Source organism: Escherichia sp. MOD1-EC6842 (genome assembly GCF_002965705.1).
Taxonomy (GTDB): domain Bacteria; phylum Pseudomonadota; class Gammaproteobacteria; order Enterobacterales; family Enterobacteriaceae; genus Escherichia; species Escherichia ruysiae.
Genome location: NZ_PTRF01000019.1, coordinates 1 through 18843 on the forward strand (window position 1 = coordinate 1; position 18843 = coordinate 18843).

20 protein-coding genes and 1 other annotated feature are annotated in these 18843 nt (G+C 49.9%); of the genes, 10 read left to right on the forward strand and 10 right to left on the reverse strand.

The features are described from left to right. Positions 1-371 precede the first annotated feature (371 nt). The 3 genes from clpB to rluD all read right to left on the reverse strand — a co-directional run bounded on the left by clpB (position 372) and on the right by rluD (position 4783). Positions 372-2945 carry an ATP-dependent chaperone ClpB gene (gene clpB, locus A7Z29_RS18810; protein ID WP_002431841.1) on the reverse strand — a complete coding sequence of 858 codons (2574 nt, stop codon included), beginning with the start codon at positions 2943-2945 and terminating at the stop codon, positions 372-374. A 129-nt stretch (positions 2946-3074) separates the two neighbouring features. Then, a complete protein-coding gene (yfiH, locus tag A7Z29_RS18815) occupies positions 3075-3806 on the reverse strand; it encodes a purine nucleoside phosphorylase YfiH (RefSeq protein ID WP_000040123.1) in 732 nt (243 codons plus the stop codon). Beyond that, positions 3803-4783, reverse strand: coding sequence for a 23S rRNA pseudouridine(1911/1915/1917) synthase RluD (gene rluD, locus A7Z29_RS18820; protein WP_000079097.1), 981 nt, complete (start codon positions 4781-4783; stop codon positions 3803-3805). Before rluD ends, yfiH begins: the two co-directional genes overlap by 4 nt. Before the next feature lie 134 nt (positions 4784-4917). Here rluD and bamD point away from each other — a divergent pair, with 134 nt between their 5' ends. The 4 genes from bamD (at position 4918) to pheA (ending at position 7678) form a co-directional block, all read left to right on the forward strand. Then, positions 4918-5655, forward strand: coding sequence for an outer membrane protein assembly factor BamD (bamD, locus tag A7Z29_RS18825; protein ID WP_000197686.1), 738 nt, complete (start codon positions 4918-4920; stop codon positions 5653-5655). 270 nt (positions 5656-5925) lie between these two features. Then, positions 5926-6267 carry a ribosome-associated translation inhibitor RaiA gene (raiA, locus tag A7Z29_RS18835; protein ID WP_000178456.1) on the forward strand — a complete coding sequence of 114 codons (342 nt, stop codon included), beginning with the start codon at positions 5926-5928 and terminating at the stop codon, positions 6265-6267. 102 nt (positions 6268-6369) lie between these two features. After that, positions 6370-6495: a sequence feature (Phe leader region), on the forward strand. Beyond that, positions 6371-6418, forward strand: coding sequence for a pheA operon leader peptide PheL (gene pheL / locus A7Z29_RS18840; RefSeq protein ID WP_001386991.1), 48 nt, complete (start codon positions 6371-6373; stop codon positions 6416-6418). Its footprint overlaps the feature before it by 48 nt. A gap of 22 nt (positions 6496-6517) precedes the next feature. Continuing rightward, positions 6518-7678, forward strand: coding sequence for a bifunctional chorismate mutase/prephenate dehydratase (pheA, locus tag A7Z29_RS18845; protein ID WP_085461039.1), 1161 nt, complete (start codon positions 6518-6520; stop codon positions 7676-7678). Between the two features lie 39 nt (positions 7679-7717). Here pheA and tyrA read toward each other — a convergent pair whose 3' ends face one another. Beyond that, the gene (gene tyrA / locus A7Z29_RS18850; protein WP_105290631.1) at positions 7718-8839 is read right to left on the reverse strand and encodes a bifunctional chorismate mutase/prephenate dehydrogenase; all 1122 of its coding nucleotides are present in this window, start codon (positions 8837-8839) and stop codon (positions 7718-7720) included. 10 nt (positions 8840-8849) lie between these two features. Then, positions 8850-9920, reverse strand: coding sequence for a 3-deoxy-7-phosphoheptulonate synthase AroF (aroF, locus tag A7Z29_RS18855; protein WP_001168056.1), 1071 nt, complete (start codon positions 9918-9920; stop codon positions 8850-8852). A gap of 209 nt (positions 9921-10129) precedes the next feature. On the opposite strand from aroF, the gene A7Z29_RS18860 reads away from it, so the two are divergent. From A7Z29_RS18860 to A7Z29_RS18875, 4 genes are all read left to right on the forward strand, one after another. Next, positions 10130-10495, forward strand: coding sequence for a DUF2799 domain-containing protein (locus tag A7Z29_RS18860; protein ID WP_000976011.1), 366 nt, complete (start codon positions 10130-10132; stop codon positions 10493-10495). Between the two features lie 150 nt (positions 10496-10645). Next, on the forward strand, positions 10646-11164 hold the full coding sequence (locus tag A7Z29_RS18865) for a YfiR family protein (protein ID WP_001212410.1): 519 nt from the start codon (positions 10646-10648) through the stop codon (positions 11162-11164). After that, positions 11157-12380, forward strand: a complete 1224-nt coding sequence (dgcN, locus tag A7Z29_RS18870; RefSeq protein ID WP_000368159.1) for a diguanylate cyclase DgcN — start codon at positions 11157-11159, stop codon at positions 12378-12380. The genes A7Z29_RS18865 and dgcN overlap by 8 nt, the downstream gene beginning before the upstream one ends. A gap of 15 nt (positions 12381-12395) precedes the next feature. Then, entirely contained in the window at positions 12396-12878 is a 483-nt protein-coding gene (locus tag A7Z29_RS18875; protein ID WP_000595359.1) for an OmpA family protein, read from the forward strand. 76 nt (positions 12879-12954) lie between these two features. On the opposite strand, the gene rplS is transcribed toward A7Z29_RS18875, so the two are convergent. The 5 genes from rplS to ffh form a co-directional block, all read right to left on the reverse strand. Next, a complete protein-coding gene (gene rplS, locus A7Z29_RS18880) occupies positions 12955-13302 on the reverse strand; it encodes a 50S ribosomal protein L19 (protein WP_000065253.1) in 348 nt (115 codons plus the stop codon). Between the two features lie 41 nt (positions 13303-13343). Further along, a complete protein-coding gene (gene trmD, locus A7Z29_RS18885) occupies positions 13344-14111 on the reverse strand; it encodes a tRNA (guanosine(37)-N1)-methyltransferase TrmD (RefSeq protein ID WP_000264784.1) in 768 nt (255 codons plus the stop codon). 30 nt (positions 14112-14141) lie between these two features. Further along, positions 14142-14690 carry a ribosome maturation factor RimM gene (rimM, locus tag A7Z29_RS18890; protein ID WP_000043335.1) on the reverse strand — a complete coding sequence of 183 codons (549 nt, stop codon included), beginning with the start codon at positions 14688-14690 and terminating at the stop codon, positions 14142-14144. Between the two features lie 18 nt (positions 14691-14708). Beyond that, positions 14709-14957 (reverse strand): 30S ribosomal protein S16, encoded by a 249-nt coding sequence (rpsP, locus tag A7Z29_RS18895; RefSeq protein WP_000256450.1) that lies wholly within the window; start codon positions 14955-14957, stop codon positions 14709-14711. A 247-nt stretch (positions 14958-15204) separates the two neighbouring features. After that, on the reverse strand, positions 15205-16566 hold the full coding sequence (gene ffh, locus A7Z29_RS18900; protein WP_000460035.1) for a signal recognition particle protein: 1362 nt from the start codon (positions 16564-16566) through the stop codon (positions 15205-15207). Positions 16567-16732: 166 nt separating this feature from the next. Here ffh and A7Z29_RS18905 point away from each other — a divergent pair, with 166 nt between their 5' ends. After that, on the forward strand, positions 16733-17524 hold the full coding sequence (locus A7Z29_RS18905; RefSeq protein ID WP_024165125.1) for a cytochrome C assembly family protein: 792 nt from the start codon (positions 16733-16735) through the stop codon (positions 17522-17524). 20 nt (positions 17525-17544) lie between these two features. Next, on the forward strand, positions 17545-18831 hold the full coding sequence (locus A7Z29_RS18910; RefSeq protein WP_010723175.1) for an HlyC/CorC family transporter: 1287 nt from the start codon (positions 17545-17547) through the stop codon (positions 18829-18831). Positions 18832-18843: the final 12 nt, after the last annotated feature.

Here is an 18843-nt window from a genome sequence, read left to right on the forward strand (position 1 = left end):
TTTATCGTCTTGCGACGTTAAGAATCCGTATCTTCGAGTGCCCACACAGATTGTCTGATAAATTGTTAAAGAGCAGTGCCGCTTCGCTTTTTCTCAGCGGCGCGGGGTGTGCATAATACGCTTTCCCGCTACAGAGTCAAGCATTTTTTTGCTTTCTCTGCCAGGATTCTCAGGAGAACCCCGCTGACCCGGCGGCGTGTTTGCCGTTGTTCCGTGTCAGTGGTGGCGCATTATAGGGAGTTATTCCGGCCTGACAAGCGAAAAATAAAAAAACTTTATCGTTCGCTCATTTTTCAAGCAAAACATCTTAAATATAGTCTTTTCCGTCTAACTTATAGACAAAAACGAGCCCCGAAGGGCTCGTTTTATCATTACTGGACGGCGACAATCCGGTCTTCATTAACTTCCAGGCGAATAACTTTACCCGGAACCAATTCACCAGATAGTATTTGCTGTGCCAGCGGGTTTTCGATCTGCTGCTGGATAGCACGTTTCAGAGGACGAGCACCATAGACCGGATCGTAACCGTTCTCGCTCAGCAGTTTCAGCGCCTCGTCAGAAATGTGGATTTCATAACCACGTTCTTCCAGACGTTTGTACAGACGTTTCAACTGAATCTGCGCAATCGACGCAATGTGCTGTTCACCCAGCGGATGGAAGACCACCACTTCATCGATACGGTTAATGAATTCCGGACGGAAGTTATGGCTCACCACACCGAGCACCAGCTCTTTCATGTGTGCATAATCCAGTTCACCAAAGCGTTCCTGAATCAAATCGGAACCGAGGTTAGAGGTCATTATGACCACCGTATTGCGGAAGTCGACCGTTCTCCCCTGCCCGTCAGTCAGACGCCCATCATCCAGTACCTGTAACAGAATGTTGAAAACATCCGGATGCGCTTTTTCCACTTCATCCAGCAGGATGACGGAATACGGACGACGACGCACCGCTTCGGTCAGGTAGCCACCTTCCTCATAACCGACATATCCCGGAGGCGCACCAACCAGACGAGACACCGAGTGTTTCTCCATAAACTCGGACATATCGATACGAACCATCGCCTCGTCGCTATCGAACATAAAGTTCGCCAGCGCCTTACAAAGTTCAGTTTTACCCACACCAGTTGGGCCGAGGAACAGGAATGAACCAATCGGGCGATTTGGATCCGCCAGCCCCGCACGGCTACGACGAATAGCGTTCGATACCGCATCAACCGCTTCGTTCTGACCAATAACGCGATGGTGCAGTTCTTGTTCCATACGCAGCAGTTTTTCGCGCTCGCTTTCCATCATGCGAGAAACAGGAATCCCCGTCCAACGCGCCAGCACTTCAGCAATTTCGGCGTCGGTCACTTTATTACGCAACAGACGCATAGTTTTGCCTTCCAGCTGCGTTGCGGCTTCCAGTTGTTTTTCGAGTTCCGGAATTTTGCCGTATTGCAGTTCAGACATCCGCGCCAGGTCACCTACACGGCGAGCCTGTTCAATAGCGATTTTCGCCTGTTCCAGTTCTGCTTTAATGGTCTGTGTACCAGAAAGCGATGCTTTCTCTGCTTTCCACTCTTCTTCTAACTCGGAGTACTGACGTTCTTTGTCGCTCAGTTCTTCGTTTAGCATATCCAGGCGTTTTTTACTGGCTTCATCAGACTCTTTCATTAACGCCTGTTGTTCCAGTTTGAGCTGGATGATACGACGATCGAGTCGGTCGAGTTCTTCTGGTTTTGAGTCAATCTGCATACGAATGCTGGATGCTGCTTCATCGATCAGGTCGATGGCTTTATCCGGCAGTTGACGGTCAGCAATGTAGCGATGAGACAACGTCGCCGCTGCAACAATTGCCGGGTCAGTAATTTGCACATGGTGGTGCAGTTCGTAACGTTCTTTCAGGCCACGCAGAATAGCAATGGTGTCTTCCACCGTTGGTTCGGCAACAAACACCTTCTGGAAACGACGTTCCAGCGCAGCATCTTTTTCGATGTACTGACGATATTCGTCCAGCGTTGTGGCACCTACACAGTGCAGCTCACCACGAGCCAGCGCCGGTTTCAGCATGTTCCCGGCATCCATTGCACCGTCCGCTTTACCCGCGCCAACCATAGTATGTAATTCGTCGATAAACAGGATGACATTGCCTTCCTGTTTAGCGAGATCGTTAAGCACGCCTTTTAAGCGTTCTTCAAACTCACCGCGATATTTCGCCCCTGCCACCAGCGCGCCCATATCCAGCGCCAGTACGCGGCGGCCTTTCAGCCCTTCCGGAACTTCACCATTGATAATACGCTGCGCCAGACCTTCAACGATGGCAGTTTTACCGACGCCAGGTTCACCAATCAGCACTGGGTTATTTTTAGTACGACGTTGCAGTACCTGAATGGTACGGCGAATTTCTTCATCACGACCAATCACCGGATCGAGTTTGCCCTGCTCGGCTCGTTCGGTGAGGTCAATGGTGTATTTTTTCAAAGCCTGACGTTGGTCTTCAGCTCCTTGATCGTTCACGCTTTCACCTCCACGCATTTGTTCAATCGCTTGAGTAATGTTGGCGGTGGTCGCCCCTGCTGCTTTCAGGATGTCGGCCAGCGTGCCGCGAGACTCAAGTGCCGCCAGAACGAACAGTTCTGACGAGATAAAGTTATCACCACGTTTTTGCGCCAGCTTGTCGCAAAGATTAAGAACGCGCACCAGATCCTGTGATGGCTGGACATCACCACCAGTACCTTCAACCTGCGGTAAACGATTTAATGCCTGATTGATATCTGTGCGCAACTGGCCAGCATTAATGCCAGCGGATGTTAATAAAGGACTAACCGAACCCCCTTCCTGATTCAGCAGGGCGCTCATTAAATGAAGTGGTTCGATGAATTGGTTGTCGTGCCCGAGTGCAAGTGATTGGGCATCGGCAAGAGCAAGCTGGAATTTATTAGTAAGACGATCCAGACGCATAACTCCTCCCATAACGGATCAAAGTTGCTACTGGAGATTAAATGAGGTCATCCCTCAATTATTCAAGGTTATTGACCAGATTAATGTGAAAAGAAAATCACGCGTACCGGATCGTCTTGATTCTTTAGGTTATATCAGCCAAATGAAACTTGCCATACGACCCGTAGTCTTGTCGCGACGATAAGAGAAGAAAGTCTCATTTTCCGTATATGTACAACGGTCGCCGCCGAAAATCTGCTCAACACCAACGCTCGCCAGACGCTGCCGGGCAAGCTGATAAATATCCGCCAGAAACTTATCACCATGCTGAATGAAAGCTGCGCTCGCTTTGGCGTCTACAGCCATAAACGCTTCACGAACCTCCGCCCCCACTTCAAACGCGCGTGGACCAATTGCCGGCCCTAACCAGGCGAGAATGTTTTCGGGATTATCAGCAAAACAGGAAACCGTCTCTTCCAGCACGCCAGCGCACAGTCCACGCCAGCCAGCATGAGCGGCGGCGACTTCCGTTCCCGCACGATTACAAAACAGCACGGGCAGGCAGTCGGCAGTCATCACAGCACAAACCGTACCGGGCGTGTGGCTATAAGAGGCATCCGCTCGTTTTGAAGCATAGGGTTCGCCAGTAAGCTTAAGCACATCTTTGCCGTGTACCTGCTCAAGCCAGACCGGTTTTGAAGGCAAATTGCCCGCAGCAAAAAGTCGCTTGCGATTCTCCTCAACGTGATCCGGGTTATCGCCACAATGGGCACCGAGGTTGAGCGAGTCATACGGCGGCAAGCTCACGCCGCCGATACGAGTAGAGCTACAGGCCGCAACACCTTTTGGCAGCGGCCACTGCGGGACAATCAGTTTACTCATAACCAGTCCACTTCATCCTTATGCTCTTCGAAATCGGCGCGCATCACCTCAATCAGCTCCACCATATCTTGTGGAATAGGCGCATGCCATTCCATTTCGATACCGGAGATTGGGTGATAAAGACGCAGCATGGTTGCATGTAGCGCCTGGCGGTCAAACTTACGCAGCGTGGAGATAAACGCTTCCGAAGCACCTTTTGGCGGACGCGGACGGCCACCATAAACCGGATCGCCCACCAGCGGATGAGTGATATGGGCCATATGCACGCGGATCTGGTGCGTACGTCCAGTTTCCAGACGCAACCGCAGACGCGTGTGCACACGGAAGTGTTCCATGATGCGATAGTGAGTCACCGCTGGTTTGCCCATTGGATGCACCGCCATATGGGTACGTTTGGTCGGGTGGCGACTGATTGGCTCGTCCACCGTGCCACCTGCGGTCATATGACCAATCGCCACCGCTTCGTACTCACGAGTAATTTCACGCCGTTGCAAAGATTCGACTAAACGCGTCTGAGCCGGAACGGTTTTTGCCACAACCATCAGGCCAGTAGTGTCTTTATCCAGACGATGGACAATGCCCGCACGCGGTACATCGGCAATGGGCGGATAATAATGAAGCAATGCATTCAGTACCGTGCCATCCGGGTTACCCGCGCCAGGATGTACCACCAGGTCGCGCGGTTTATTGATGACGATGATATCGTCATCTTCATAGACGATATCCAGCGGGATATCCTGCGGTTCAAAACGCGCTTCTTCTTCAATCTCAGCGTTGATGGCAACTTGCTCGCCACCCAATACTTTTTCTTTCGGCTTATCACAAACTTTGCCGTTAACCAGCACGCGCTGGTCGAGGATCCATTCTTTTATCCGCGAACGTGAATAATCCGGGAACATTTCGGCCAAAGCCTGATCTAAGCGTTGACCGAGTTGGTTTTCGGACACCGTTGCAGTGAGCTGTACTCGTTGTGCCATATATACTGCTTCTTCGTTTATCGTTGGGGTTTTACGGCTTTGCCGTTTAATATAGTGTGCTATTGTAGCTGGTCTTAACCGGGAGCAGGAACAGAGAATCTCCCGTATTACATTTTGAGGAAAGTCAAAACGTCATGACGCGCATGAAATATCTGGTGGCAGCCGCCACACTAAGCCTGTTTTTGGCGGGTTGCTCGGGGTCAAAGGAAGAAGTACCTGATAATCCGCCAAATGAAATTTACGCGACTGCACAACAAAAGCTGCAGGACGGTAACTGGAGACAGGCAATAACGCAACTGGAAGCGTTAGATAATCGCTATCCGTTTGGTCCGTATTCGCAGCAGGTGCAGCTGGATCTCATCTACGCCTACTATAAAAACGCCGATTTGCCGTTAGCACAGGCTGCCATCGATCGTTTTATTCGCCTCAACCCGACCCATCCGAATATCGATTATGTCATGTACATGCGTGGCCTGACCAATATGGCGCTGGATGACAGTGCGCTGCAAGGGTTCTTTGGCGTTGACCGTAGCGATCGCGATCCTCAACATGCACGAGCTGCGTTTAGTGACTTTTCCAAATTGGTTCGCGGCTATCCAAACAGTCAGTACACCACCGATGCCACCAAACGTCTGGTATTCCTGAAAGATCGTCTGGCGAAATATGAATACTCCGTTGCTGAGTACTATACAGAACGTGGTGCATGGGTTGCCGTCGTTAACCGTGTAGAAGGCATGTTGCGCGACTACCCGGATACCCAGGCTACGCGTGATGCGCTGCCGCTGATGGAAAATGCATACCGTCAGATGCAGATGAATGCGCAAGCTGAAAAAGTAGCGAAAATCATCGCCGCAAACAGCAGCAATACATAACAGAAATCTGAAACACAAAACGGCAGCCCTTGAGCTGCCGTTTTTTTATTCTGTCAGTTGTGAAACTGAAGCGATTTAGTCACTACCGATCTCATCAAATATGGCTCGCTTTGAGATATTCCTCAAGTAAAAAAACACCTCTTCCTGCGATTTCTCACAAAAAAGCCTCATTGACAAAAAGTGACAAAATTATGAGATTTCCATCACACATTTTGACATCAGGAACGGTATGCTGAATTCACCAAGACGGGAAGACAAGAGGTAAAATTTATGACAATGAACATTACCAGCAAACAAATGGAAATTACTCCGGCCATCCGCCAACATGTCGCAGACCGTCTCGCCAAACTGGAAAAATGGCAAACACATCTGATTAATCCACATATCATTTTGTCCAAAGAGCCACAAGGGTTCGTTGCTGACGCCACAATCAATACACCTAACGGCGTTCTGGTTGCCAGTGGTAAACATGAAGATATGTACACCGCAATTAACGAATTGATCAACAAGCTGGAACGGCAGCTCAATAAACTGCAGCACAAAGGCGAAGCACGTCGTGCCGCAACATCGGTGAAAGACGCCAACTTCGTCGAAGAAGTTGAAGAAGAGTAGTCCTTTATATTGAGTGTATCGCCAACGCGCCTTCGGGCGCGTTTTTTGTTGACAGCGTGAAAACAGTACAGGTACTGTACTTAAGTCGCTTAAGGAAACAAACATGAAACACACGCCGTTCTTCTTCGCATTCTTTTTTACCTTCCCCTGAATGGGAGGCGTTTCGTCGTGTGAAACAGAATGCGAAGACGAACAATAAGGCCTCCCAAACCGGGGGGCCTTTTTTATTGATAACAAAAAAGGCAACACTATGACATCGGAAAACCCATTACTGGCGCTGCGCGAGAAAATCAGCGCGCTGGATGAAAAATTACTGGCGTTACTGGCAGAGCGGCGTGAACTGGCTGTCGAGGTGGGAAAAGCCAAACTGCTCTCTCATCGCCCCGTGCGTGATATTGATCGTGAACGCGATTTACTGGAAAGATTAATTACGCTCGGTAAAACGCACCATCTGGACGCCCATTACATTACTCGCCTGTTCCAGCTCATCATTGAAGATTCCGTATTAACTCAGCAGGCACTGCTCCAGCAGCATCTCAATAAAATTAATCCACATTCAGCACGTATTGCTTTTCTCGGCCCTAAAGGTTCCTATTCACACCTTGCCGCACGTCAGTACGCTGCCCGCCATTTCGAACAATTTATTGAAAGCGGTTGCGCAAAATTTGCTGATATTTTTAATCAGGTGGAAACCGGTCAGGCCGACTATGCGGTAGTACCGATTGAGAATACCAGTTCAGGTGCCATAAACGACGTTTACGATCTACTACAACATACCAGCTTATCGATTGTTGGCGAGATGACGCTGACCATCGATCACTGCCTGCTGGTTTCTGGTACTACAGATTTATCAACCATCACCACAGTCTACAGCCATCCACAGCCGTTCCAGCAATGCAGTAAATTTCTTAATCGTTACCCGCACTGGAAGATTGAATATACCGAAAGTACGTCTGCGGCGATGGAAAAGGTTGCACAGGCAAAATCACCGCATGTTGCTGCACTGGGGAGCGAGGCAGGCGGCTCTTTGTACGGTTTACAGGTACTGGAACGTATTGAGGCAAATCAGCGACAAAACTTCACCCGATTTGTGGTGCTGGCACGTAAAGCGATTAACGTGTCTGACCAGGTTCCGGCAAAAACCACATTATTAATGGCGACCGGACAACAAGCTGGTGCACTGGTAGAAGCATTGCTGGTACTGCGTAACCATAATCTGATTATGACCCGTCTGGAATCACGCCCGATTCACGGTAATCCGTGGGAAGAGATGTTTTATCTGGATATTCAGGCCAATCTTGAATCAGCGGAAATGCAAAAAGCATTGAAAGAGTTAGGTGAAATTACCCGTTCGATGAAGGTATTAGGCTGTTACCCAAGTGAGAATGTAGTGCCTGTTGACCCAGCGTGATGAAATCGTGCCGGGTGATGCCTCCCCGGCACAAGATGACTACTGGCGACTGTCGTTCGCCTGACGCAATAACACGCGGCTTTCACTCTGGAAGCGTTGCGCATAATCGCCAAACCAGTTTTCCACCTTGCGGAAACTGTCGATAAACGCCTGCTTGTCCCCCTTCTCCAGCAGCTCAATTGCCTCGCCAAAACGCTTATAGTAACGCTTGATCAACGCCAGATTACGTTCTGACGACATAATGATGTCGGCATAAAGCTGCGGATCCTGAGCAAACAGTCGCCCGACCATCGCCAGCTCAAGGCGGTAAATGGGCGAAGAGAGCGCCAGAAGTTGCTCAAGCTGAACATTTTCTTCTGCCAGATGCAAACCATAAGCAAAAGTGGCAAAGTGGCGCAGTGCCTGAATAAACGCCATATTCTGATCGTGCTCGACGGCGCTAATCCGATGCAGCCGCGCGCCCCAAACCTGAATTTGCTCCAGAAACCATTGATATGCTTCCGGCTGGCGTCCATCACACCAGACCACCACCTGCTTCGCCAGACTGCCGCTGTCCGGGCCAAACATCGGGTGAAGTCCCAACACCGGACCATCATGTGCCGCCAGCATGGCCTGTAACGGTCCATTTTTCACCGATGCCAGATCGACCAGAATACAATCCTGCGGTAAAGGCGGTAATTTGGCGATAACCTGTTCGGTCACATGAATCGGCACACTGACAATCACCATTCCGGCATCGGCAACAATATCAGCTGCACGTTCCCAGTCATGTTGCTCCAGAATCCGCACCTGATAACCTGATAGGATCAGCATCTTCTCGAACAAGCGCCCCATCTGACCGCCACCACCGACGATAACCACCGGGCGCAACGTAGGGCAAAGCGTTTTAAAACCTTTGTCATTCTCGCTGGAGTAGGACTCCCGCATCACCCGACGCAGGATATCCTCAATAAGATCTGGCGGTACACCCAGGGCTTCCGCCTCAGCGCGACGCGAGGCCAGCATAGATGCCTCACGCTCCGGGACATAAATAGGCAGTCCAAAGCGGCTTTTCACCTCACCGACTTCGGCGACCAGTTCCAGACGCTTCGCTAATAAATTCAGCAGCTCTTTATCGACTTCATCAATTTGATCGCGTAACGCGGTCAACTCAGCAACCATAATAAACCTCTTAAGCCACGCGTGCCGTCAGCTGCCCGTTCAGATCCTGATGAATCTCACGCAGCAAGGCATCGGTCATTTCCCAACTGATGCAGGCATCGGTTACGGATACACCGTATTTCATTTCGCTGCGCGGTTGCTCGGAAGACTGATTGCCTTCGTGGATGTTACTTTCGATCATCAGACCAATAATTGAGCGATTACCGTCTTTAATCTGGGCAACCACGGACTCTGCCACCGCAGGCTGACGGCGATAATCTTTATTGGAATTACCGTGACTGCAATCTACCATCAGAGACGGACGCAGTCCCGCCTGTTCCATCTCTTTTTCACATTGCGCGACATCTGCAGGGCTGTAGTTCGGCGCTTTACCGCCACGCAGGATCACATGTCCGTCCGGATTCCCCTGAGTTTGTAGCAACGCAACCTGCCCTGCCTGGTTAATACCAACAAAACGGTGTGGCTGGGCAGCAGCGCGCATGGCGTTAATTGCCGTTGCCAGACTGCCATCGGTGCCGTTTTTAAAACCAACCGGCATAGACAGCCCGGATGCCATTTCACGGTGCGTTTGCGATTCCGTGGTACGAGCACCAATTGCCGACCAGCTAAACAAATCGCCCAGGTATTGCGGGCTATTTGGATCTAACGCTTCCGTCGCCAGCGGAAGCCCCATGCTCACCAGTTCAAGCAGCAATTTACGCGCGATTTGCAGGCCGGCTTCGACGTCAAAAGAGCCATCCATATGAGGATCGTTAATTAACCCTTTCCAGCCGACAGTCGTACGGGGTTTTTCAAAATAGACGCGCATCACCAGATAGAGGCTATCGCTGACCTCTGCGGCAAGGGCCTTAAATCGACGAGCGTATTCCAGAGCGGTTTCAGGATCATGAATGGAACAAGGACCACACACCACCAACAGACGAGGATCGCGCCCGGCGATAATATCTGAAATAGTTTTACGCGAATCAGCAATCTGGGCTTCTTGTTGCTGGCTTAATGGAAAAGCGGCCTTCAACTGTTCCGGGGTCATCAGAACCTGTTCGTCGGTAATGTGTACGTTATTCAGCGCGTCTTTTTGCATGATGGCGATCCTGTTTATGCTCGTTTGCGATAGTTGATCCTCAATGAGGATGACGTAACGATAACACAGCTAGTAAAGATTTCAATCCAAATTACGTAAATATTACTTTACACATGCAATTTTAATAAGCTACAAGCCACAAAATTCGTATAAATAAATTTACACCATCATTAAAAACAATCCGCTATGCTTTGAAAAAAGGAGAGAAAATGATGAAAAAATTTATCGGTTCCTTATTGGCTTTGGTGGTTAGTGGTTGCCAGATTGATCCTTATACTCACGCGCCAAACTTAACCAGCACCGACTGGTATGATGTTGGTATGGAAGATGCTATATCTGGCATTGCCATAAAAGATCGCGATACATTTAGCGATTCACAGGCTGATCGGGGGGTATACCTTAAAGGATATGCCGAAGGACAAAAGAAAACCTGCCAAATCGATTTTACTTATGCCAGAGGGCTTTCCGGTAAAAGTTTCCCTGCCAGCTGCAACAATGTTGAAAATGCCAACCAACTACATGAAGCATGGCAAAAAGGGGCAGATGAAAATGCCAGCACGATGCGATTGAATTAACTGGAGCGCCTCAATAAATTAATCATAAGATTTAACTCATTCAAACTTTAATTCTCATCGTGATGACGCCCGCATAAAAGAATGATATTTTAATGAGCATTCTGAAAAAATTATCGATGCATTTCGAGCGACGGTGGTGAGGATCCCTGAATGCGTTTTTCCCACCGGTTATTTTTACTGCTGATGCCCCTCCTGGCGAGTGCACCATTACTCGCTCAGGAAACCACTAACGCCGCGAAAAATGTGCGTCTGATGGTTTCCGGTATTGTCAGCTACACTCGTTGGCCAGCGTTATCTGGCCCGCCAAAGCTATGTATTTTTTCATCTTCACGTTTTAGTACCGCCCTACAAGATAATGGCGCGACTTCTTTACCTTATCTGCCCGTCATCATTCACAGCAAACAAGAAGCACTGATTTCAGACTGCAATGGTTTTTATTTTGGCAACGAATCACCGACATTCCAGATAGAATTAATCAAACAATATCCGTCTAAGGCGTTATTATTAATTGCCGAACAAAATGCAGAGTGCATTATTGGCAGCGCCTTTTGTCTGATTATCAACAATAATGATGTCAGATTTGCCGTCAACCTGGATGCCTTATCGCGTAGTGGTGTAAAGGTCAACCCGGATGTCTTAATGCTCGCTCGGAAGAAAAAAGATGGATAACGATAATTCTCTTAATAAGCGACCAACGTTTAAAAGAGCATTACGCAACATCAGCATGACCAGCATCTTTATCACCATGACGCTGATCTGGCTGCTGCTTTCCGTGACGTCGGTACTGACACTGAAACAATACGCACAAAAAAACCTGGCGCTCACCGCAGCAACCATGACTTATAGTCTGGAAGCAGCGGTCGTTTTTGCCGATGGTTCGGCAGCGACAGAAACCCTGGCCGCACTAGGGCAGCAAGGTCAATTTTCAACCGCTGAAGTACGTGATAATCAGCAAAATATCATTGCATCCTGGCGCTACACAGCCAGAGAACCGGGAGATAGATTCAGCAATTTCATTAGCCACTGGCTCTTTCCCGCACCGGTAATTCAGCCCATTCGCCACAACGGAAAAATCATCGGCGAAGTTCAGTTAACCGCTCGCGACAGTTCAATCAGCCATTTCATCTGGTTTTCACTCGCTGTGCTTACCGGTTGTATTCTGCTGGCATCAGGCATTGCAATCACCCTCACCCGCCATTTGCATAACGGACTGGTGGAGGCGCTAAAAAACATTACTGATGTAGTTCATGATGTGCGATCCAACCGCAATTTTTCCCGACGAGTTTCGGAAGAGCGTATCGAAGAATTTCACCGCTTTGCTCTCGACTTCAATAGTCTGCTGGATGAAATGGAAGAGTGGCAGCTTCGTTTACAGGCAAAAAATGCGCAACTCTTACGTACTGCCCTGCATGATCCGTTAACCGGCCTGGCTAACCGCGCTGCATTCCGCAACTGCATCAATACGTTAATGAGTGATTCTGCCGTTCGGGAAACCTCAGCCTTACTTTTTCTTGATGGCGATAATTTTAAATATATCAATGACACATGGGGTCACGCGACGGGTGATCAGGTCTTGATCGAGATAGCAACACGGTTAATGGAATTTAGCGGGAAACGGCATCAAGCGTACCGTATAGGAGGCGATGAGTTCGCCATGATTCTGTATGGCGTACTGTCAGAATATGAAGTACAGCGTATTTGTACTGCTCTCACACAAACCTTTCATCGCCCATTCGATCTCCATAACGGTCACCAGACCAGTATGACCTTAAGTATTGGATACGCTCTGACTCGCGAACACGCTTCTGCGGAAAAATTACAAGAGCTTGCCGATCGTAATATGTATCAGGCCAAACATCAGCGCGCCGAAAAGCTGGTGAAATAACAAGGAAATATCTACATGATAAAGCAACTGGTAGCACCTCTGGTTTTCTCCACTCTGATACTGGCTGGTTGCCAGACTCCACAAGGCAAATTTACCCCAGAGCAAGTCGCTGCTATGCAGTCTTATGGTTTTACTGAATCTGCCGGTGACTGGTCGCTTGGCTTATCCGACACTATTCTGTTTGCTAAAAATGACTACAAACTGCTTCCGGAAAGTCAGCAACAAATCCAGACTATGGCGGCAAAACTGACCTCTACCGGGCTAACACATGCCCGTATGGATGGTCATACCGATAACTATGGTGAAGATAGCTACAACGAAGCCTTATCACTGAAGCGAGCGAATGTCGTCGCCGATGCCTGGGCCGAGGGTGGACAGATTCCGCGCAGCAATCTCACCACTCAGGGTTTAGGGAAAAAATATCCTATTGCCAGCAACAAGACAGCACAGGGCCGGGCTGAAAACCGCCGCGTTGCGGTGGTAATTAGTGCGCCTTAAATACAATTTCAGTAGATAAAAAAAGGGCCAGCCAATTGGCCAGCCCTTCTTAACAGGATGTCGCTTAAGCGAAATCTTAGTTGAGGCGCTCTTTGATACGAGCAGCCTTACCAGTACGCTCACGCAGGTAGTACAGTTTAGCTTTACGAACAGCACCACGACGTTTGACAGAAATGCTGTCAACTACCGGAGAGTGAGTCTGGAAGACACGCTCAACGCCTTCGCCGTTGGAAATTTTACGAACAGTGAATGCAGAGTGCAGACCGCGGTTACGAATAGCGATAACCACGCCCTCGAATGCCTGCAGACGTTTTTTGGAACCTTCAACAACCCATACTTTCACTTCCACGGTATCACCCGGACGGAAGGAAGGTACGTCCTGCTTCATCTGCTCTTGTTCAAGTTGCTTAATAATGTTGCTCATAATTTAATCTCTTATCCTGGGTAAACTGATATCTCGGGGGCTTACGCCATCCCATCATGTTTATGTTGCTGTTGTGCGTGTTCCTTTTTGAACTCCGCCAGCAACCTTGCTTGCTCTTCAGTCAGAGCCAGGTTTTCCAGAAGTTCAGGTCTTCTAAGCCAGGTACGGCCCAGCGACTGTTTCAAACGCCAGCGACGTATCTCGGCATGGTTTCCCGACAGTAACACTGACGGAACTTCCATCCCTTCTAACACCTCAGGCCGCGTATAGTGCGGGCAATCCAGCAATCCTTCAGCAAAGGAATCTTCCGTTGCCGAGGCTTCATGTCCCAGTACCCCCGGAATAAACCGGGAAACGGAGTCAATCAGCGTCATTGCTGGTAACTCACCACCGCTGAGAACGTAATCGCCGATTGACCATTCTTCGTCAATTTCGGTTTGGATCACGCGCTCATCTATACCTTCGTAGCGACCGCACACCAAAATCAATTTTTGATTCGTTGCCAGTTCGCTGACGCCCGCTTGATCAAGCTTGCGCCCCTGTGGTGACAGATAGATCACCTTAGCGCCTTCACCCGCCGCGCTTTTTGCTGCATGAATGGCGTCCCGTAAAGGTTGCACCATCATTAACATCCCCGGTCCGCCGCCGTAAGGACGATCGTCCACGGTACGGTGCCGGTCATGCGTGAAGTCACGTGGACTCCAGCTCTGGATGCTCAGCAGGCCATTTTTCACTGCCCGGCCAGTTACCCCGTAATCGGTAATTGCGCGGAACATTTCAGGAAACAGGCTAATTATGCCAATCCACATAGCGCCGTCTTTTACCGTTTATCCGGTGGTTTAAAAACCAGGATCCCAATCTACTTCGATTGAACGAGTAGTGAGATCGACTTTCTTGATAACCTGCCCATCGAGGAACGGTACGAGACGTTCCTTGATACCAAACGCATCTTTCAGGTTTGCCTTAATGACGAGAACGTCATTAGATCCGGTTTCCATCATGTCGACGACTTTACCGAGATCGTAGCCTTCAGTGGTCACTACCTGACAGCCCATCAGGTCTTTCCAGTAGTAGTCACCCTCTTCAAGCTGAGGCAGCTGCGATGAATCCACGACAATTTCACAGTTCGTCAGCAGGTTCGCCGCATCACGATCGTCAACACCTTTCAGCTTGATGATCATGTCCTGATTGTGGTGCTTCCAGCTTTCCAGCTGGACTTGCTGCCACTGACCCGCCTTCTGGATAAACCAGGGCTGATAGTCAAAAATGCTTTCGGCGTCTTCGGTGGAAGAAAACACTCTGAGCCACCCACGAATACCGTAAGACGAACCCATTTTTCCCAAAACGATGGGATCAACAGGTGCTTGCGCGGTGAGTTGTTTGCTCATCATGACCACCGTGACAGATTAAGCTGCTTTGTTTACTTCTTTGATCAGCGCAGCAACGCGATCAGAAATAGTTGCGCCCTGGCCAACCCAGTGAGCGATGCGATCCAGATCCAGGCGAGTGCCTTCTTCTTTTTCGCTAGCGATTGGGTTGAAGAAACCAACGCGCTCGATGAAGCGACCGTTGCGTGCATTACGGCTGTCAGCGACAACAACCTGGTAGAACGGACGCTTTTTAGCGCCGTGACGTGCTAAACGAATAGTTACCATAACATCCTCTTGTGTGAATAAAACAACCGGACCCCATCGAGGAACGGAGTCCGGTGTCATATTAAAAGCCCGAAAATTTTACTCATTTTTGCAGAAATTGCAACCAACAGTTGCTAACCCGGCATTAAAAGGCCGCTGGCGGCGCAGCCAGTTTGGTGCCGGAGTGCGCGCAGTCACCGGAGCGTACCCCAGTACGTGAGGATGACGAGCATACCCCGGTGCCAAAATGGCAAATAAGCCAGGCCGATTAGCGGCCTGGGAAGCCTGGGGGCATCATACCCTTCATGCTTCTCATCATCTTCGCCATTCCGCCCTTCTTCATTTTCTTCATCATGCGCTGCATGTCGTCGAACTGCTTCAGAAGACGGTTAACGTCCTGCACCTGCATACCGCAACCGGCAGCGATACGGCGTTTACGCGAACCTTTGATGATTTCTGGCTTAGCGCGCTCTTTCATCGTCATCGAGTTGATGATGGCTTCCATACGCACCAGCACTTTATCGTCCATCTGGGACTTCACGTTATCCGGGATCTGCCCCATGCCCGGCAGCTTGCCCATCAGGCTGGCCATGCCGCCCATATTTTTCATCTGGCGCAACTGCTCAAGGAAATCGTTGAGATCGAAGCCATCGCCTTTTTTCAGCTTGCTGGCTAATTTCTCAGCCTGCGCGCGGTCAACTTTGCTTTCGATATCTTCGATCAGCGACAGAACATCGCCCATGCCGAGAATGCGTGAAGCGATACGATCCGGGTGGAACGGCTCCAGCGCCTCTGTTTTCTCGCCAACACCGAGGAACTTGATGGGCTTGCCGGTAATATGGCGAATAGAAAGCGCCGCACCGCCACGCGCATCGCCGTCCACTTTAGTCAACACTACGCCGGTAAGCGGTAACGCTTCATTGAACGCTTTTGCCGTATTGGCGGCATCCTGACCGGTCATGGCGTCAACCACAAACAGGGTTTCAACCGGGTTAATCGACGCATGGACCTGTTTGATCTCATCCATCATCGCTTCGTCAACGTGCAGACGACCGGCGGTATCCACCAGCAGCACGTCGTAGAATTTCAGTTTGGCTTCTTTCAGCGCCGCATTAACAATATCAACCGGCTTCTGACCAACATCTGAAGGGAAGAAATCGACGCCTACCTGTTCGGCCAGCGTCTCAAGCTGTTTGATTGCCGCCGGGCGATAAACGTCGGCAGAAACCACCAGCACTTTCTTCTTGTGCTTCTCGCGCAGGAACTTACCGAGTTTACCCACGCTGGTTGTTTTACCGGCACCTTGCAGGCCCGCCATCAGCACCACCGCAGGCGGTTGCGCAGCCAGGTTCAGGGTCTGGTTCTCTTCGCCCATCGCCGCAACCAACTCGTTACGGACGATTTTGACGAACTCCTGCCCCGGCGTCAGGCTTTTATTAACTTCATGACCAACCGCTTTCTCTTTTACGCGATTGATAAACTCACGCACTACCGGCAGAGCGACGTCCGCCTCCAACAGCGCCATGCGCACTTCGCGCAGCGTATCTTTAACGTTGTCTTCAGTAAGGCGTCCACGGCCACTGATATTGCGCAGCGTGCGCGACAAACGATCGGTTAAATTATCAAACATTGTCTCTCGCCTGGGGTGGAAACGGTTGGCCGCAATCGCGACACATCATCTGTATTTTGCCGCAGTATAACATGAAGGCGTCTTTGTTGTTATGCAACGGTTGGAGCAGCGTTCACCTGACGCTATACTGCTTTTCTTTCTCATTGCTCAAACTGTCGACATCACTATGCCCGTTTTTGCTCTGCTCGCGCTCGTCGCCTACTCCGTCAGTCTCGCGCTGATTGTTCCCGGTCTGCTGCAAAAAAACGGCGGCTGGCGGCGAATGGCTATTATTTCTGCGGTCATCGCGCTGGTCTGCCACGCTATCGCTCTTGAAGCCCGCATTTTGCCTGGCGGCGATAGCGGACAAAACCTTAGCCTGTTGAATGTCGGTTCGCTGGTCAGCCTGATGATTTGTACGGTAATGACCATCGTGGCCTCACGCAACCGTGGCTGGCTGCTGTTGCCGATTGTTTATGCCTTTGCGCTCATCAATCTGGCGCTGGCGACCTTCATGCCCAATGAATACATCACTCATCTGGAAGCAACGCCAGGAATGCTGGTGCACATTGGCTTATCGCTCTTTTCCTATGCCACGCTAATTATTGCCGCCCTGTACGCGTTGCAACTGGCATGGATTGATTATCAACTGAAGAACAAGAAGCTGGCATTCAATCAGGAAATGCCGCCGCTGATGAGTATTGAGCGTAAAATGTTCCACATTACGCAAATTGGCGTGGTGCTGTTAACGCTCACTCTTTGTACCGGCCTGTTCTACATGCACAACTTATTTAGCATGGAAAATATTGACAAGGCCGTGCTCTCTATTGTGGCGTGGTTTGTCTATATTGTGCTGCTGTGGGGGCATTATCATGAAGGATGGCGTGGGCGCCGCGTCGTTTGGTTTAACGTTGCAGGAGCGGTCATCCTTACACTGGCCTACTTTGGCAGCCGAATTGTCCAGCAGTTAATCAGCTAAAACCAGAAAAGGAGTTTCCCCTGGAACATATCTCTACTACCACGTTGATCATAATTCTGATCATCATGGTGGTCATTTCAGCCTATTTTTCCGGCTCCGAAACCGGAATGATGACACTCAACCGCTATCGTCTGCGGCATATGGCGAAGCAGGGTAATCGTTCGGCTAAACGGGTCGAAAAATTACTACGCAAGCCAGACCGCCTGATAAGCCTGGTGTTAATCGGCAATAACCTGGTCAATATTCTTGCCTCCGCGCTCGGCACTATTGTTGGGATGCGCTTGTACGGCGATGCGGGTGTGGCAATTGCGACTGGCGTACTGACCTTCGTAGTGCTGGTTTTTGCCGAAGTATTGCCGAAAACCATTGCCGCGCTGTACCCGGAAAAAGTCGCCTATCCGAGTAGTTTTCTGTTAGCTCCGCTGCAAATTTTGATGATGCCGCTGGTCTGGTTGCTGAACGCGATCACCCGCATGTTAATGCGCATGATGGGCATCAAAACCGATATCGTGGTTAGCGGCTCTTTGAGTAAAGAAGAGTTGCGCACCATTGTGCACGAATCGCGGTCACAAATTTCCCGTCGTAACCAGGATATGCTGCTGTCGGTACTCGATCTGGAAAAAATGACCGTTGATGACATCATGGTGCCGCGCAGTGAAATTATCGGTATTGATATCAACGATGACTGGAAATCGATTCTCCGTCAGCTCTCCCACTCTCCTCACGGGCGCATAGTGCTGTACCGCGACTCGCTGGACGACGCTATCAGCATGTTGCGTGTGCGTGAAGCCTGGCGGCTCATGTCGGAGAAAAAAGAGTTCACTAAAGAAACTATGCTGCGCGCTGCGGACGAAATCTATTTTGTGCCGGAAGGCACGCCGCTCAGTACCCAATTAGTTAAATTTCAACGCAATAAAAAGAAAGTCGGCCTGGTTGTCAACGAATACGGCGATATTCAGGGGCTGGTGACGGTTGAAGATATTCTGGAAGAGATTGTCGGCGATTTCACCACGTCGATGTCGCCAACGCTTGCCGAAGAAGTCACTCCGCAAAACGACGGTTCGGTGATTATTGATGGCACCGCCAACGTGCGAGAAATCAACAAAGCCTTTAACTGGCATCTGCCGGAAGACGATGCACGCACGGTTAATGGCGTCATTCTGGAAGCACTGGAAGAGATTCCTGTCGCAGGCACTCGCGTGCGTATTGGCGAGTACGATATCGATATTCTCGACGTACAGGACAATATGATTAAGCAGGTAAAAGTTTTTCCTGTGAAACCGCTGCGCGAGAGTGTGGCGGAGTAACGAAAACGGCCC

Coding starts and splice junctions, on each gene's coding strand:
- rpsP (WP_000256450.1), bottom strand. CDS start 14,957: ATGGTAACTATTCGTTTAGCACGTCACGGCGCTAAAAAGCGTCCGTTC.
- yfiH (WP_000040123.1), bottom strand. CDS start 3,806: ATGAGTAAACTGATTGTCCCGCAGTGGCCGCTGCCAAAAGGTGTTGCG.
- trmD (WP_000264784.1), bottom strand. CDS start 14,111: ATGTGGATTGGCATAATTAGCCTGTTTCCTGAAATGTTCCGCGCAATT.
- dgcN (WP_000368159.1), top strand. CDS start 11,157: ATGGATAACGATAATTCTCTTAATAAGCGACCAACGTTTAAAAGAGCA.
- rluD (WP_000079097.1), bottom strand. CDS start 4,783: ATGGCACAACGAGTACAGCTCACTGCAACGGTGTCCGAAAACCAACTC.
- tyrA (WP_105290631.1), bottom strand. CDS start 8,839: ATGGTTGCTGAGTTGACCGCGTTACGCGATCAAATTGATGAAGTCGAT.
- A7Z29_RS18905 (WP_024165125.1), top strand. CDS start 16,733: ATGCCCGTTTTTGCTCTGCTCGCGCTCGTCGCCTACTCCGTCAGTCTC.
- A7Z29_RS18865 (WP_001212410.1), top strand. CDS start 10,646: ATGCGTTTTTCCCACCGGTTATTTTTACTGCTGATGCCCCTCCTGGCG.
- clpB (WP_002431841.1), bottom strand. CDS start 2,945: ATGCGTCTGGATCGTCTTACTAATAAATTCCAGCTTGCTCTTGCCGAT.
- A7Z29_RS18860 (WP_000976011.1), top strand. CDS start 10,130: ATGATGAAAAAATTTATCGGTTCCTTATTGGCTTTGGTGGTTAGTGGT.
- ffh (WP_000460035.1), bottom strand. CDS start 16,566: ATGTTTGATAATTTAACCGATCGTTTGTCGCGCACGCTGCGCAATATC.
- pheA (WP_085461039.1), top strand. CDS start 6,518: ATGACATCGGAAAACCCATTACTGGCGCTGCGCGAGAAAATCAGCGCG.
- raiA (WP_000178456.1), top strand. CDS start 5,926: ATGACAATGAACATTACCAGCAAACAAATGGAAATTACTCCGGCCATC.
- bamD (WP_000197686.1), top strand. CDS start 4,918: ATGACGCGCATGAAATATCTGGTGGCAGCCGCCACACTAAGCCTGTTT.
- aroF (WP_001168056.1), bottom strand. CDS start 9,920: ATGCAAAAAGACGCGCTGAATAACGTACACATTACCGACGAACAGGTT.
- A7Z29_RS18875 (WP_000595359.1), top strand. CDS start 12,396: ATGATAAAGCAACTGGTAGCACCTCTGGTTTTCTCCACTCTGATACTG.
- rimM (WP_000043335.1), bottom strand. CDS start 14,690: ATGAGCAAACAACTCACCGCGCAAGCACCTGTTGATCCCATCGTTTTG.
- rplS (WP_000065253.1), bottom strand. CDS start 13,302: ATGAGCAACATTATTAAGCAACTTGAACAAGAGCAGATGAAGCAGGAC.